The 13,937-nt window shown below is 67.0% G+C and carries 15 protein-coding genes; 10 read left to right on the top strand and 5 right to left on the bottom strand.

Going from position 1 to position 13,937, the window contains the following annotated elements; genetic code table 11:
- The first annotated feature begins 19 nt into the window (after positions 1 to 19).
- The 5 genes from LzC2_RS10695 to LzC2_RS10675 all read left to right on the top strand — a co-directional run bounded on the left by LzC2_RS10695 (position 20) and on the right by LzC2_RS10675 (position 5,033).
- On the top strand, positions 20 to 1,042 hold the full coding sequence (locus tag LzC2_RS10695; RefSeq protein ID WP_171186698.1) for a DUF1559 domain-containing protein: 1,023 nt from the start codon (positions 20 to 22) through the stop codon (positions 1,040 to 1,042).
- A gap of 248 nt (positions 1,043 to 1,290) precedes the next feature.
- Entirely contained in the window at positions 1,291 to 1,578 is a 288-nt protein-coding gene (locus LzC2_RS10690; protein ID WP_171186696.1) for a hypothetical protein, read from the top strand.
- Positions 1,579 to 1,707: 129 nt separating this feature from the next.
- Positions 1,708 to 2,796 carry a metallophosphoesterase gene (locus LzC2_RS10685; RefSeq protein ID WP_171186694.1) on the top strand — a complete coding sequence of 363 codons (1,089 nt, stop codon included), beginning with the start codon at positions 1,708 to 1,710 and terminating at the stop codon, positions 2,794 to 2,796.
- 210 nt (positions 2,797 to 3,006) lie between these two features.
- Positions 3,007 to 3,969: a serine O-acetyltransferase gene (locus tag LzC2_RS10680; protein ID WP_171186692.1), complete on the top strand. Its 963-nt coding sequence runs from the start codon at positions 3,007 to 3,009 to the stop codon at positions 3,967 to 3,969.
- A complete protein-coding gene (locus LzC2_RS10675) occupies positions 3,966 to 5,033 on the top strand; it encodes a lysylphosphatidylglycerol synthase transmembrane domain-containing protein (protein ID WP_171186690.1) in 1,068 nt (355 codons plus the stop codon). Before LzC2_RS10680 ends, LzC2_RS10675 begins: the two co-directional genes overlap by 4 nt.
- A gap of 12 nt (positions 5,034 to 5,045) precedes the next feature.
- Here the strand turns inward: LzC2_RS10675 and LzC2_RS10670 are convergent, their stop codons facing one another.
- Together LzC2_RS10670 and LzC2_RS10665 are read right to left on the bottom strand one after the other, a co-directional pair.
- On the bottom strand, positions 5,046 to 5,480 hold the full coding sequence (locus LzC2_RS10670; RefSeq protein ID WP_171186688.1) for a secondary thiamine-phosphate synthase enzyme YjbQ: 435 nt from the start codon (positions 5,478 to 5,480) through the stop codon (positions 5,046 to 5,048).
- 160 nt (positions 5,481 to 5,640) lie between these two features.
- Positions 5,641 to 6,810 (bottom strand): citrate/2-methylcitrate synthase, encoded by a 1,170-nt coding sequence (locus LzC2_RS10665; protein ID WP_171186687.1) that lies wholly within the window; start codon positions 6,808 to 6,810, stop codon positions 5,641 to 5,643.
- 721 nt (positions 6,811 to 7,531) lie between these two features.
- On the opposite strand from LzC2_RS10665, the gene LzC2_RS10660 reads away from it, so the two are divergent.
- From LzC2_RS10660 to LzC2_RS10650, 3 genes are all read left to right on the top strand, one after another.
- Positions 7,532 to 9,574 (top strand): sigma-70 family RNA polymerase sigma factor, encoded by a 2,043-nt coding sequence (locus LzC2_RS10660; protein ID WP_171186685.1) that lies wholly within the window; start codon positions 7,532 to 7,534, stop codon positions 9,572 to 9,574.
- Positions 9,575 to 9,769: 195 nt separating this feature from the next.
- Positions 9,770 to 9,988, top strand: a complete 219-nt coding sequence (locus tag LzC2_RS10655; protein ID WP_171186682.1) for a hypothetical protein — start codon at positions 9,770 to 9,772, stop codon at positions 9,986 to 9,988.
- Positions 9,989 to 10,009: 21 nt separating this feature from the next.
- The gene (locus LzC2_RS10650; protein WP_171186680.1) at positions 10,010 to 10,357 is read left to right on the top strand and encodes a hypothetical protein; all 348 of its coding nucleotides are present in this window, start codon (positions 10,010 to 10,012) and stop codon (positions 10,355 to 10,357) included.
- Here the strand turns inward: LzC2_RS10650 and LzC2_RS10645 are convergent.
- Both LzC2_RS10645 and LzC2_RS10640 read right to left on the bottom strand, forming a co-directional pair.
- Entirely contained in the window at positions 10,354 to 10,662 is a 309-nt protein-coding gene (locus LzC2_RS10645) for a hypothetical protein (protein WP_171186678.1), read from the bottom strand. The genes LzC2_RS10650 and LzC2_RS10645 overlap by 4 nt on opposite strands.
- The gene (locus LzC2_RS10640) at positions 10,659 to 11,003 is read right to left on the bottom strand and encodes a hypothetical protein (protein WP_171186676.1); all 345 of its coding nucleotides are present in this window, start codon (positions 11,001 to 11,003) and stop codon (positions 10,659 to 10,661) included. The genes LzC2_RS10645 and LzC2_RS10640 overlap by 4 nt, the downstream gene beginning before the upstream one ends.
- A gap of 132 nt (positions 11,004 to 11,135) precedes the next feature.
- Here LzC2_RS10640 and LzC2_RS10635 point away from each other — a divergent pair, with 132 nt between their 5' ends.
- The gene (locus LzC2_RS10635; protein WP_171186674.1) at positions 11,136 to 11,567 is read left to right on the top strand and encodes a (2Fe-2S) ferredoxin domain-containing protein; all 432 of its coding nucleotides are present in this window, start codon (positions 11,136 to 11,138) and stop codon (positions 11,565 to 11,567) included.
- A 103-nt stretch (positions 11,568 to 11,670) separates the two neighbouring features.
- Positions 11,671 to 12,300, top strand: a complete 630-nt coding sequence (locus LzC2_RS10630; protein WP_171186672.1) for a hypothetical protein — start codon at positions 11,671 to 11,673, stop codon at positions 12,298 to 12,300.
- Positions 12,301 to 12,376: 76 nt separating this feature from the next.
- Here LzC2_RS10630 and LzC2_RS10625 read toward each other — a convergent pair.
- Positions 12,377 to 13,937 (bottom strand): DUF1553 domain-containing protein (locus LzC2_RS10625; protein WP_171186670.1); only part of this gene is annotated, 1,561 nt, incomplete at its 5' end.

Raw genomic sequence — 13,937 nt, 5'->3', positions numbered from 1 at the left:
CCTGCCAGATCGTTCTCGAATGACATCCCGCGTTTCCAAGAATCGACGTTCCGGTTTCACCCTGATCGAACTGCTGGTGGTGATCGCCATTATTGCGGTCCTGGTCAGCCTGCTGCTGCCTGCGGTCCAGCAGGCCCGCGAGGCCGCCCGGCGGTCGCAGTGCAAGAATAATTTAAAGCAGATCGCCCTCGCTCTGCATAACCACCACGGCACCCACAAATCGTTCCCCCCGGGCATCACGTCCGCGAACCCCAGCGCGACGTTATGGAACCTCGGCGGCATTCAGGAACCCAGCTATCACGGTCCGAACTGGGCGTCGAATATCCTGGCGGAACTGGAACTCGCCGCGTTGGACCGTGACTTGGTGGAATGCGTAAAGAAGTACAACAACACCTCTGATTATTGCGAATTCGAGCCCTCCCGCCTGAGCACGTTCACGCCCGTCGTGTATCGCTGCCCCAGCGCCGAGACCGCGGAACTGCTCTATACAGGCTGGAGCACGGACGAGCAGTCGAAGGGCAATTACGGGGCGAACTACGGCTCCGACAATCTGTATTCCTTCCAGTCGAAATCCACCGCGGGCATGTTCGATATCAACCAGATTTCCGGTCAGGGCGAAGGCCTGTCCGAGATGGGTCGGGGCGAAGGAACGCGATTCGGCGAAGTGAAAGACGGCACCACGAACACCGTGGCGATCAGCGAACTGCTGACCGTCGAGAGCACGAAAGACAGCCGGGGCGTGTGGTTCGGCGGGTGGATGGGCGCCGCCGCCTTCAGCGCCCGCCATGTGCCGAACTCCGACGGCACGGATCGCGTGCCCGGCTGCGACGACAGTAGTTTGAAGGACGACGACCGCCTGATCTGCACGGAGAACTTCTCCGACCAAGACAACTGGGCCTCGGCCCGCAGCGACCACTCCGGCGGCGTCAACGCCGCGATGGCCGACGGCAGCGTGCAGTTTATCTCCGACTCGATCGCCCTGGAAACCTGGCAGGCGCTCTGCACCCGCAACGGCGGCGAAGTCGTCGAGGACGCCCTGTAAGCCGCGACCCACGACGCTCGCACGATTAATCATTTGATCACTCGTCGCGGGACCCGGCTCTCTCATCGAACGCCGGGTTTCCGCATTCCATCCCTTCGCCTTTCCGTTTTAACACCCGAAGATCGTTGAACCTGACTTTGGAAAATATACGGCGTTACACGTTTCTGCTTCTCGCGGCAGCCGTCGGCCTGACAGGTTGCGGCGAATCGGACCCGACGGGGGCTCCTGAGCGGTCCCCGGAGGGCGATGTGCGCAACGCCGTCAACGAGGTTCCCGACATGGCCGGCGACGCAAAAAGCTTCAACGGCTTGTTCGTCGGCGGGAAAGCGCCGGCGGGGATCTCCGCGGCGGACTATTACCCGCTGCGGTGCGAAGCGCAGTCCGTCGAGATCGCCGGCGATCGAGCGACCGCCCAGGTGGCCGTCGGTAAGTCGGCAGACTTCGACGCGGCGCCCGAGACCGGCCCTCCGACGGTCGAATGGGCGTTGGTCCGTGAAGGCGACGCCTGGTTACTGGAATCGGCCCCGCTGCCTTAATGCCGTTGGCGGTGTCCGTCCATCGGCTCGCTTGCCGGCTGCGTTTCCGTCCCGCCGGGGCGTCGACGCAGCCGGTGCTGTTAAATGTCTTTATTCTCACACCATTCCCCCTCCCTTCCCCATCAAATCATGTCCCCGCTCACTCGTCGCGATCTGCTCAAAACCTCGGCGGCCCTCGCGGTCCCTCCGGCCTTGATCGGCCCCCGTGGCGTGTTCGGAGCGCCGCAGGAGTCGAACGTCGCGGATGCGGACGCGAGATCCCCCTTCGTGGACGGTCCCCCGCCCGCGATCAAACCGGGTTCATTCACGATCGCCGTGCTGCCCGACACGCAGGTCTACTGTGAAAAGTTCCCCCAGCAGTTCCTCGCGCAGACGGAATGGATCGTCGCCAACCGGGAAGCCCGCAACATCGCCTGCGTGCTCCATTTGGGCGATATCACGAACCGCAACACCCCGGAGCAATGGGACGTCGCGGTCGAGGCGTTGACCAAGCTCGACGACGAGGTTCCGTACTTCTTCGTCCCCGGCAACCACGATTACAGCGAGGGCGGCCGGGCCTCGGACCGGACCACGCGACTGAACGACTATTTCCCGGTCGAGAAGTTCCGCGACCTGCCGACCTTCGGCGGGACGTACGACAAGGAAGCGAACCGGATGGAGAACAGCTACCACGTGTTTGAAGCGGAGGGCCGGAAGTTCCTCGTGCTTTGCCTGGAGTTCGGCCCCCGCCGCGACGTGATTCGCTGGGCGAACGAGGTCGTCTCGAAGCACGCCGACCTGCCGGCGATTCTCGTCACGCACGCCTATATGTATTACGACGAGACCCGGTACGACTGGGCGAAGTACGGCGCGAAACAAAGTTGGAACCCGCACGGCTACGGCGTGGCGAAGGCGACCGAGGACGACGTGACCGACGGCCAAGAGTTGTGGGACGGCCTCGTCAGCAAACACGCCAACTTCGTGATGACCTTCAACGGCCATGTGCTGAACGACGGCTTGGCGCGACTGACTTCGCAGGACCAAGCCGGCCGCGACGTGCATCAATCGCTGGTGAACTTCCAGATGAAACCGAACGGCGGCGACGGCTGGCTGCGACTGGTCGAGTGCCGGGCCGACGGAACGACCGCCGTCATCCACGACTACTCGCCGACCCTCGACCAGTGGAACGCCTCGCCGCAGAACCGGTTTGATTTGCAGCTGGCTCCGGTCGTCGCCTGATTGACCGAGAGTCGATCAGGCGAAAGCGATCGCTGCCCCTCGCGGGGCGCCGGCCGGCAGCGTCGCGTCACCGGGGCGATGGCGTGCGTCCGACGGAGCGAACCCGATGAAGGTGGGCGGGTCCGGCGACCGATACCGATTCTGACGGTGTGTCCGGTCGCAGCGCCAGCGTACACTCCGCCCGTCGCTCTCCTCTACGCCCCCGGTTCGATGTCCGCTGATTTCCGCCTCAAGGAGGAACTGCCGGAGCTGACCGATCGCATCGTGGCCAGCTACCACGACCTCGGCGTCGGCCATCACCTCGGGCACTGCCCGCTGCCCAACACCCATGAGGTGTGCGAGATCGCCCGCGACTTGCGGGCCGTGCTGTTCCCCGGCTATCGCAGTCGCCGGAACCTGCACATGGGCAACATCGGCTTTCACGTCGGGGCGCTGATCGACGGCCTCCATGATCGCCTCACCGAGCAGATCGCCCGCGCCCTGCGGCACGACTTCATGCGACGGGCGAAGCAGGCCGATCCCGACAGCGAACTCTGCACCAAAGCCCCCTACGGGGGTCTGCCGGACTTCGAAGCGGACGGCCAGCGGGTCACGCTCGCGTTCCTCAATCAGATCCCCGCGCTGCGGGAGTTGCTGGTCGAGGACGTCAAAGCCGCCTACGAAGGCGACCCCGCCGCGGCGAGCTACGACGAAGTCATCTTCTGCTACCCCGGGCTGTCGGCGGTCACGGCGCATCGCATCGCCCATGCGTTGCACACCCTGGGCGTCCCGCTGATCCCCCGCATGATCGCGGAGTGGAGTCATGCCGAGACCGGCATCGACATCCACCCCGGCGCCCGCATCGGTCCCGGCTTCTTCATCGACCACGGCACCGGCGTGGTGATCGGGGCCACCTGCCGGATCGCCGAGAACGTCAAGATTTATCAGGGCGTCACGCTGGGGGCGAAGAGCTTCCCCCGCGACGGCGAAGGTCGGCTCGTGCGGAGCGCCAAACGGCACCCGACCGTGGAACGCGACGTGGTGATCTATTCGAACGCGACGGTGCTCGGCGGCGACGTCACGCTGGGGGCCGGCGTCGTCATCGGCGCCGGGGCGACCATCACCAAAAACGTCTCTGCCGGCACGAAGGTCACCGCGGAGAAACCCAGCCTCCGCTTCCGGGCGGCGGGGTGAGCGCCGCCGCGGTCGCTGAAACGGCTTCCGCCGCCGCCCCGCCCCGCTGGCGGTTCGGGGCGATCTTGCTGGGCGTCGTCGTCTCCGCGGTCTGCCTGTGGATCGCGGTGAAAGACGTGGAGTGGGCGAAGATCCCGCCCGCTTTCGCCGCCGCGGACTACCGCACGCTGCCGCTGATCGGCCTGCTGCTGGTCGCGTTCTTCTGGACGAAAGCGGTCCGCTGGGCCGCCTTGCTGAGGCCGCTGCCGCGGGCCTCAAGCGAACCGTTCCGCACGCACGCCGTCCTGCCGGCGGTGCTGATCGGGTTCGCGGGGAACAACGTGTTGCCGGCTCACGCGGGGGAGTTCTTCCGCGTCGCCGTGGTCGCTAAGCGGTGGAAGACGCCCGCTGCCGGAGTGCTGTCGACGGTGGTGCTGGAGCGAGTGCTGGACGTGGGGGCGATCCTGGCGCTGTTCGCCGCGTCGCTGCCCTTCGTGCCGGGCGCCGGAGACGAATACGCCTGGTTCGTACGCATCGCCGCGGGCGGCTTGGCCGCCGCGGCAGTCGCGTGCGGGTTGTTCCTGTGGATGACCGACGGCTGCGTTCGGCTGGTCGAACGCCTTCTCGCCGCGATCCCGGGGCTGCCGGCGATCGTCAGCGCCGGCGTGCCGAAGCTGCTCCATCAGGCGGCGACGGGGCTGGACGCCCTCCGCAGCGGGCGGGCGGTGGCGGGGATCGCGGCGCTCTCCGTGCTGCACTGGGGGTTGATGGGCGGGATGATCTGGCTGTGTCTCGCCGCGTTCGGCACGCAATTGCCCTTCGCGGCCGGCACGGTGGTCAACGGCGTGATCGCCTTCGGCGTGCTCGTTCCCAGCACCCCCGGCTTCTTCGGCGTCGTGCAGGTCTGCTTCCGCGCTGGCACGGCCCCCTTCGGCGTCAGCCCCGCAACGGCGTTCAGCGCGAGCGTCTATTACCAGATCACCCAATGGGTCCCGATCACCCTCGCCGGGGCGGTTTGTGCCTTGAGAGCCGGCCTGTGGAGCGGAGCGAACGCTGCCGGGCAGTCCGTTGAAATAATCGACTGAGCCGCGAGGGCGTCACTCCCCGATGATCTTCACGAGCACCCGTTTCCGGCGACGGCCGTCGAATTCGTAATAGAAGATGTGCTCCCACGGGCCGAGGTGCAGCTTGCCGTCCGTAATCGCCACGACGACTTCACGGCCCATGATCTGCCGCTTGTGGTGAGCGTCGGCATTGTCCTCCCCGGTCCGGTTGTGCAGGTAGCCGCCGGTCGCCGGATCGCTGCCGGGATGAAACGGCACGAGATCTTCGAGCCAGCGTTCGTAGTCCGCGTGCAGGCCGGATTCGTCGTCGTTGATGAACACGCTGGCGGTGATATGCATCGCGTTCACGAGCGCCAGTCCCTCCCGCACGCCGCTTTCAGCCACCAACCGCTCGATGTCGGCGTGGATGGAGACGATCCCCCGCCGCCGGGGAACCTCCATCCACAGTTCTTCGGTAAAGGACTTCACAAGGGCCTCCGTATCTGGAAACGGCGCTCGAACGGACAGCTATCGTGCGACATCGCTACCAACCCGAAGCGTCAGCGAGGGACGCATACAGACGGTCCCTCGCTGACGCTTCGGGTTGGTGGATATGGCGTGCTGAAACGCCCCTCGACCGGCCGCCTGCTCAGCCGCGTTGGCTCAGCGGGGTGACGGTCCGCTCCTCGTAGCCGGTGTAGTTGGCGCTGGGGCGGATGATCTTGTTGTCTGCGAGCTGCTCCAGAATGTGGGCGCTCCAGCCGGCGACGCGGCTGCTGGCGAAGATGCAGGTGAACAGATCCTTGGGAATGCCGAGGTAATGCAGCGTGCTGGCGCTGTAGAAATCGACGTTGCAGTTCTTGCCGATCAGGGCCGTCACCTTCTCCTCCAGCTGCTCGCTGACGTCGATATACGTCGTGTCGCCCTGCTCCTCGCCGAGCCGGCGAGAAAGCTGTTTCAGGTGTTTGGCCCGGGGGTCTTCGACCTGATAAACCGCGTGCCCGAAGCCCATAAACTTGCCTTTGCGGGCCTTCACGGACTCGATATAGGCGTCGACGCCGTCCGGACCGCCGATCGTTTCCAGCGCTTCCAAGACCGCGGTGTTCGCTCCGCCGTGCAGCTTGCCCTTCAGGGCGGCGACGCCGGCGGTGGTGGCGCCGTAGACGTCCGGCAGGGTGGCGATCACGACCCGACAGGCGAACGTGCTGGCGTTGAAGCCGTGCTCCGCGTGCAGGGTGAGGATCAGGTCCATCGCCTTCGTTTCGTCCGCGGTCGGGTCCGACCCCTTCATCATGCGGACGAAGTTCTCCGCGAACGGACGATCCGGGCGGGGCTGAACGGCTTCCTTCCCCTGCCGGGCGCGGTGGATGGCGGCGGTCATCGTCGCCAGCTTGGCCACCAACCGGATGCATTTGCGGTAGGCGCCGTCCGCGGAGAGATCGTCGGCGGTCGGGTCGGCCAACCCGGCCAGCGAAACGGCGGTCCGCAGCACCGCCATCGGCGGAGCGTCGGTCGGCGCGTTGGCGATGAACTCCGCCACCGCGGGAGTCAGCGCGGCGTCCTGGGAGAGCGGATCGTCGAAGGTGTCCAGCTCCGCGGCGTTCGGCAGTTCGCCCTTAAGTAAGAGGTAGGCGACCTCCTCGAAGGTGCAGTTCGCCGCGAGGTCGTCGATGTGGTAGCCGCGGTACAGCAGCTTGCCCACGGTCCCGTCGACCAGACAGATCGAGCTGTCGGCCGCTTTGATGCCCTTCAAGCCCTTGCTGACGGAAGCCTTCTCGTCGGCCTTCGTGCCGGAAGCGCTGGTGGGAGAGTCGGACATCGGGGGCGGGCAAAGAGGAACGGGCAGCTCGAATGGACGCCCCGCCGACGGTCGGCGGGAGCGACCAGTGTAACCGCCTCTCAAACCCCCACCACCGGCCGCGGGTCGACCGTCGAATCCCGCCCCCCGATCATGCCCATTCGTAAACATTTGTAGGGATTCGACGCCGAATACGTGAACACGTATTCACACCCGTGGATCGGGAGCCAGAATGGTCGCCCCCAGCCCTTGTCTAGAGGGAGTTGGGGGAGAATCCCGATCTTTTTTTCGCAGCGGGGGCTTTTCCCGTGCCGACCGTCATGATCCGCGTTAGCATCCCCCCATCGCCTGTCGCACAGGCGACGCAACCCCGGGAAGATCGGATCTTCCCCCAGCGGTTGCTCCGCAGCGGTTCCAGCCGCCGCGGCCACTCCGTCGCCCCGGTTTCCACAGGAGGTGGAATGACGATCGTGACCAACCCGCTGACGAATGTATCGTCAGTCGTGACCGACCCGCTTGAGGGTCGTTTCTATCGTGCTCGGCCGTTTCTTGGCCAGAGCGATCTCTCCGCGTGCCGACCCGCATCGGCATTCGCGGCGAATCGACCGCCTGTCTGAACGCACGCCGCGTTCGTCCACTCTCCCGTCCCGTCGGCTCCGTGACCGTCGGGTTCCCCGCTCCCGGTTTGCGCCGCCCCCGCCGGCCGCGAATCGAACCTTCTTTCGCCCCTCGGAAGTCACCGATGCCGACCCAGACCGCCCCCGCCGCTCCGACGCTCGCCTTGGCCACCCTGGACTCCGACAAGTCTCCCGCGGACTCCGCCAAGACTCCCGGCAACTCTCCGCGACTCTCCCTCTTCGATCCGGAGAAAGAGTCCGGGGAGGTCGCCGACGCCGTGGCGGAGTCCGACGACGAGGAAGAGGCGGAGCCGACGGCCGCCGAACTGGCGGAGGAGGACGCGGAAGAACGCCGTGCGATCCCCGGCCTGCCCTGCCCCAGCGCCCCCCCGGCCGAGCGCCTCGCGGATTCCGACAGCTTCGACGGCTCCGCCCTGTACCCCTTCGAGCCGGAACTCCAGGGCCTGCTGAACTCCGCCCAGTTGCAGGGCTACCTCACCTACGAGCAGATCGACGGCTTCCTGCCGGACGAAGGCGGCGACTCGACCCTCACCGACCGGCTGGTCAACGGCTGCCAGACGCTCAAGCTGGACATCTGCGACGACCCGCACGCCCCGCCGGAAGCGGACGACTGCGTGCGGCCCAAGTCGTCTTCCTCCAGCAACTCGCTGAGTTCGGAGAGCGACGCCCAGGCGCTGTCCAGCCGCGACCCGATTCGGATGTACTTGTCGCAGATGGGCGGCATCCCGCTGCTGAGTCGGGAACGGGAGATCTTCCTCGCCAAGCAGATCGAAGCGAGCCGCAAGTGGTTCCGCCGGCACGCGGTCGAAAGCGACTGGATCCTCGGCAAGGCCGTCGAGATGTTCGAGCGGGTCCACGCCGGCACGCTGCCGTTCGAGCGGACGCTGCGGATCTCGGAGACCGAGAACACCCGCAAGGAGCAGATCCTCGGTCGGCTGCCGCTGAACCTGCCGACGATGAAGCGGCTGCTGGACCTGAACGCCGCCGACTTCGCCGCCCTCCGCAGCGGGTCGCTGGAGGATGATCAACGGGTCGCCGCCGCCGACCGCATGACCGTTCGCCGCCGCAAGCTGGCCCTGCTGTGCGAGGAATGCAGCCTTCGGACCCATCGTCTGATGCCGCTGATCGATCAGCTGACCGCCGTCTGCGATCGGATGTACGACCTCCGCAGCGATATCGCCCGGTTCGCGTCGGACGACCGCCGGATCGAAGAAGTCGCGGCCCTGCGTCGGGAACTGGACGACCTGATCGACGAGTGCCGCGAAAGCCCGGAGCAGCTCCGCAAGCGGCTCAAGGAAGTCCGTCGCCGGATCGGCCAGTGGACGACCGCCAAGCAGCGGCTCTCCCGCAGCAACCTGCGGCTGGTCGTTTCGATCGCCAAGAAGTACCGCAACCGCGGCCTCTCCTTCCTCGACCTGATTCAGGAAGGCAACGCCGGCCTGATGCGGGGCGTGGAGAAGTACGAGTTCCGCCGCGGCTACAAGTTCAGCACCTATGCCACTTGGTGGATCCGCCAAGCGATCACCCGGGCGGTCGCGGACCACGCCCGGACGATCCGCATCCCGGTGCACATGTTCCAGAACATCTCTTCGTTGAAGGGGAAGGCCGAAGCGATCCGTCAGCGGACCGGCCGCGACGCCACGCCGGAAGAGCTCGCCGAGGTCGCCGGCATGAGCGTCGAGGACACGGAGAAGGTGCTTCGCACTTGGAAGCACCCGGTCAGCCTGGACACCCCCGTCGGCGACAGCCAGGACAGCACCTACGGCGACTTCCTGAAGGACGACAACGAGGACGGCCCGCTGGCCGGCGCCAATATGGCCCTGCTGCGGGACAAGATCGAGACCGTCCTCAAGAGCCTCACCGGCCGCGAGCGGGAGATCATCCGCATGCGGTACGGCCTGAACGACAGCGGCTACAGCTACACGCTGGAAGAGACCGGCCGGTACTTCAAGGTGACTCGCGAGCGGATTCGCCAGATCGAATCGAAGGCCCTCCGTAAGTTGCAGCACCAGACCCGCACCCGGCATCTCGAAGGCTTCGCCACCGACGACCAGATCGAAGAACTGGCCGTCAAACAGCGTGAGGAAGAGGCGAAGGAGCAGGCCCGCCTCGCCGCCCGCGGCCGCCGCGGCGCCGCGGCGGCGTGAGGAGCGGTGGATTGATCAATCGGACGAGCGGCGGAGCGAGATCATCGCCCGCCGCTCGTTTGATCACGGACCTTGATGGTTCTCGGGTACTGGCTTAAAATAGGCTTCCTGTGAGGCTCCCGGACGGGGACCATTTCTTCATGGCTGACGTCGCCCGGACGGGGGGCCGAGCCGCCGCGATGATCGGCGTCTCTGATGACCCATTCAAACAAACACATTCGCGAGGCGATCGAGTACGCCGTCAGTCGCGGCTGGCGACTGGAGAAGGGCGGCAAGAGTTCCCACACATGGGGCAAGCTGCTTTGTCCTTGCAACGTGCGTGGCGGGTGTATCCGTCGGGTATACTCAACGCCCCGCTCCCCCGAATCGCACGCCGGCCAGATCCGCAAGGAGGTCGACGCCTGCGTTCACTGACCCACTGCGAGGAGAAGGCTCGTGCCGACGCACCATTTCACTGTGCATCCAGTCCCCGCAGAGGATCACTACGACCGCTTCGACGAAATTGGAGACCGCTTGTGGGAAGCAGGCTGCGATGACGCCACTTACGGCATGACCTGCGGGAAGATCACGATTCCGTTCCACCGCGAAGCAGCAACCTTTCAAGAGGCCGTTCGTTCCGCCGTTGCCGCGGTGCGCTCAGTGGGATTAGAGGTGGACCGGGTCGAACTCGACCGCGACGACCTCGCCCTGATGCTGGGCGAGACGACGATCGAGGAACGCCTGAAACGACGCGAATCCGCCGACGAACCGGCTGTCGCGGCGGCCGTGAGTGGGATGAATTAGTCGCGGACCGCTTCGTCTGCGTCGGTCGACTCTTCGCCGAGGATGAGTACGGCCCGCGTCAGCGACGCCGCGATCACGGACAGCGTGGCGCAAAACGCGACGTCGGCAGCCAGCAAGCTCACGTCGAACCAACTGCCGACGAGTGATCTCGACCAATATTTGAGGGGCCAGCCGCGGGTCTCGATTCCGATTCCCATCGAATCGTAGGGTACTGCGTTCACGACGACCAATACGCCGCTAACGAACACGAACGCGACCGCCGGCCACTTCCACTCGGTCGGGCGGCTGACGTCGAAAAACTTCACCCGGCCGCGGCGAAGGGCAGCGTGTCCGGACCGTCGGCGGAGACGGGCGCCGGGCGACGTACCGACGGCGCCTGCGGGACGGCGGCCAGCAACGCCTTCAGGCCGGTGAGTTGATCGGCGGCGAGTTCCACGCTGCCCTGCTCGAACCAGCCGACGGCGGGGCTGAAGGACTCCTCACTCAACCGCACCGAGACCGCGCCGCACAGACCGACGCGCCGCTTCACCGCGGTGCGACGGTTCTCCGTCGCTCCGGGCAGCAGGCCCAGCAGGGACTCGCTGGGCGCACGCACGGGTCCGCACGGCGTCGGGGGGACGAACGGCAGCAGCACGGGGGCGCTCATGCGGACTCGGGCCGTTGGTGCGAAGTCGGGTGGGGGTGAGACTGATTCTCAACAACGTCCCCAAGTGTCCGTCCCACCGGGGGAGCGGTCAAGCGGCGGGATTCGATCCGGCCGCTCCCCTACACTGGCAGCATGAGCCAGACCGACGATCCGGACCCCAAGAACGCCAAAAAGCGGGACGCCGCGGCCAAGAAGGCGGACAAGCTGCGGCTGACCGACGCCGCGGCGACCGTCGTACTGTGCTGCGACACCAAGGAGTCCGGCTGCGCGTCCGCGGGGGAGATGAAGGCGAGCTGGAAGGCGCTCAAAGCCTTGGCCAAAAGAGCCGGCAAGGACGGCGTGCGGGTCGCGCTGGTGAAAAGCGCCTGCGTGGACGTCTGCAAATTCGGCCCGATCGCGCAGGTGCATTCGTCGGTGACGGCCAAGGCGGGTCACGGCGGCGGAGCGTGGTACGGCGGATGCGACCCGGCGACGCTGGAGCGAATTCTCGCGGCTCACCTCTCCGAGGAGCCTGACCCGACGGACTGCCGGCTGGATGCCGGCGGCGGTCCGAACGCCGACTGAATCGCCCGTATTCGGGGACGGCGGGCGATCCCCGGCGCGGAACGATCCGCGGCGGGTCGACGCGGTTGGATCAGCGGGTTGGGTGTGGTTCAATCCCCTCACGATGAGCGCCGCCACCCCCGCCCCGCCCGCCGCCACGCCTGTCGAGGCGAGATCGCACGCCGTGACGGTCGCCGCCCCGCCCGTTCCGTCCGCGGACCGGGTCTGCGTGGCGAACTTCAAAGACGCCGCCCGAGCCGAGCGCGCCGTCGCGGATCTCGTCGCCCTCGGCCTGCCCGCCGATGAGGTGCGGTCGCTGAAAACCTTGGAGGACCGCCGGGAGTTGCTGGACGGTTTCCGCTACGACCGACCTGCGGTCCACACGCAGGCCGGCGTGGGCGCGGCGATCTTCGGCGCCGTCGGCGCCGTGATGGTCAGTTTGGGAGCACTGATCCTGTTCCCGCAGCCGCCCGGCATCGAGTGGTTCTTTATCGTGGCCTTTACCGCCGGCATCCTGGGCGCCTGCCTGGGCGGAGGCGTGGGTTGGTACGCCTTCCGGCCGCAGGATGATCCGCACGACCCGCTCAGCGAGCAGGTCGCCACCGCCGGCCCGGCGGTGGCCGTGTTGGACGTTGAGCATCGCGGCCCGGACGGGGCCCCGATCCCGATGGGCCGCATCGCCCGCACGCTCGTCCGGGCCGGCGGAAACTGCCGATACCTGACCGGCGGCTACGAGGACGATCCGACCCACTGATTCCGACCGCAGCGTATCTGGACCGGACCGGCTCGATCGGTCCGTGCTTCCACGAGAGAGCCGCGCCCCCGTCGTCTCACTCTTTCGTCAGAGCCTCGTCGAGGTTCAGCACGGCTCGAGCCGTGAGAATCCAGGCGGCCAGATCGTCGGCGCCGGCTGCGTCCGCCGGGCCGTGGGTAATCTCCGCGGCGTTCAATTCGCCGGCCTCGGCACGCGAACGCTGAGCAGCGGCGAAGGCCGTCAGCGCGGTGCGTTCGGTCTCGCTCGGGCGGCGGGTGAGGACGAGGCGGAACAACCGCTCGGCCCGCTCGTTCGGATCATCAGAGTGAGTGACGACGCGACCTGCGAGGGCGCGGGCGTATTCGAGGAACATGCCGTCGTTGAGCAGGGTCAATGCCTGTAGCGGCGTATTGCTGCGACCCCGGGTCGCCGCGCACCGCTCCCCGCTGGGCGCGTCGAAGACGGCGAAGGCGGCAAACGGGGCGGTCCGCTTGCTGAAGGTGTACAGGCTGCGGCGGAAGCGATCCGGGCCGGCCGCCGGCGTCCATTGGAACCCGCCGTAAGCGAGGTCCGTCACGCTGCTCGGCTGCGGCGGCATGACCGGCGAGCCGCCGAGCCGTTCGACCAGCAAACCGCTGGACGCGAGCGCCGCATCCCGCACCAATTCCGCTTCCAACCGATGCCGCGGGCCGCGGGCCAGCAGGCGGTTGTCCGGGTCGGCGGCGGTCTGTTCCGGCGTCACGGCGGACCGCTGCCGGTAGGTCGCGCTCGTGACGATCAGTCGATGCAGCGCCTTGGTGTCCCAGTCCTGACGATACTCGACGGCGAGCCAATCGAGCAGCTCCGGGTGCGTCGGCGGCGGGGATTGCGTGCCGAAGTCCGCGGCGTCCGCCAGAAAGCCGGCACCGAAGAACGCTGCCCACGCCCGATTCACCGCCACCCGGGCGGCGAGCGGGTTGGCGTCGCTGACCAGCCAGCGAGCCAGATCGAGCCGATCCGCGGACTCGCCGTCGGTCAATTGCGGCAGGAAGGCCGGCACCCCGCCGGCGACCGGTTCGCGGGGATTGGTGTACTCGCCGCGATGGTGACGGAACGTCGGCCGGGGAAAATCGTCGGGACGTTCCGTGAACGTCAGCGTGCGAACCGGCTCGGGTCGCTTGTCGCGGAGCGCGTCGATCGGCTTGCGGGCCTCCTCCAGCGCCGGCGTCGTCCGGGCGAATTGACGACGCAATTCGTCTCGCATCTCCTCGGACAGCGGTTCGCCCGAACCGAGCGCGGCCTCCAAAACATGCGGCAGCGGCGAGGCGAGCGGCGCCCCGTCGGAAGTGAACGACACGCGAAACCGCCCCAACGACGCCGCGAAGTGCCGTTCATGAAGCATCGATAGGTTGAGCGTCCCGGTCGCGGGGACCGGCTCGGCGAACGCCAGCACAAGACGAGATTCCTTGCCGACGGCCTTCTGGCTCCAGGCGCTGGTCGAATCCCCGTCGATCGCCGCAGCCGATTCGCCGCCTTTGTCGAACCGGGAACCGGCCCCCTCCAGGCTGGCGGACGCCTCCGAAAACGGCGCCGGCTGGCCTTCGACCGACGCCGTCACCTCCGAGAGCGAAAACGTGCCCGCCCGCCCCTCGTAGAAC

Origin of the sequence: Alienimonas chondri, from assembly GCF_013036045.1 — a bacterium.
Lineage (GTDB): Bacteria > Planctomycetota > Planctomycetia > Planctomycetales > Planctomycetaceae > Alienimonas > Alienimonas chondri.
The sequence above is the reverse complement of the archived record's forward strand: the minus strand, read 5'-3'. Positions and strand labels throughout refer to the sequence as shown.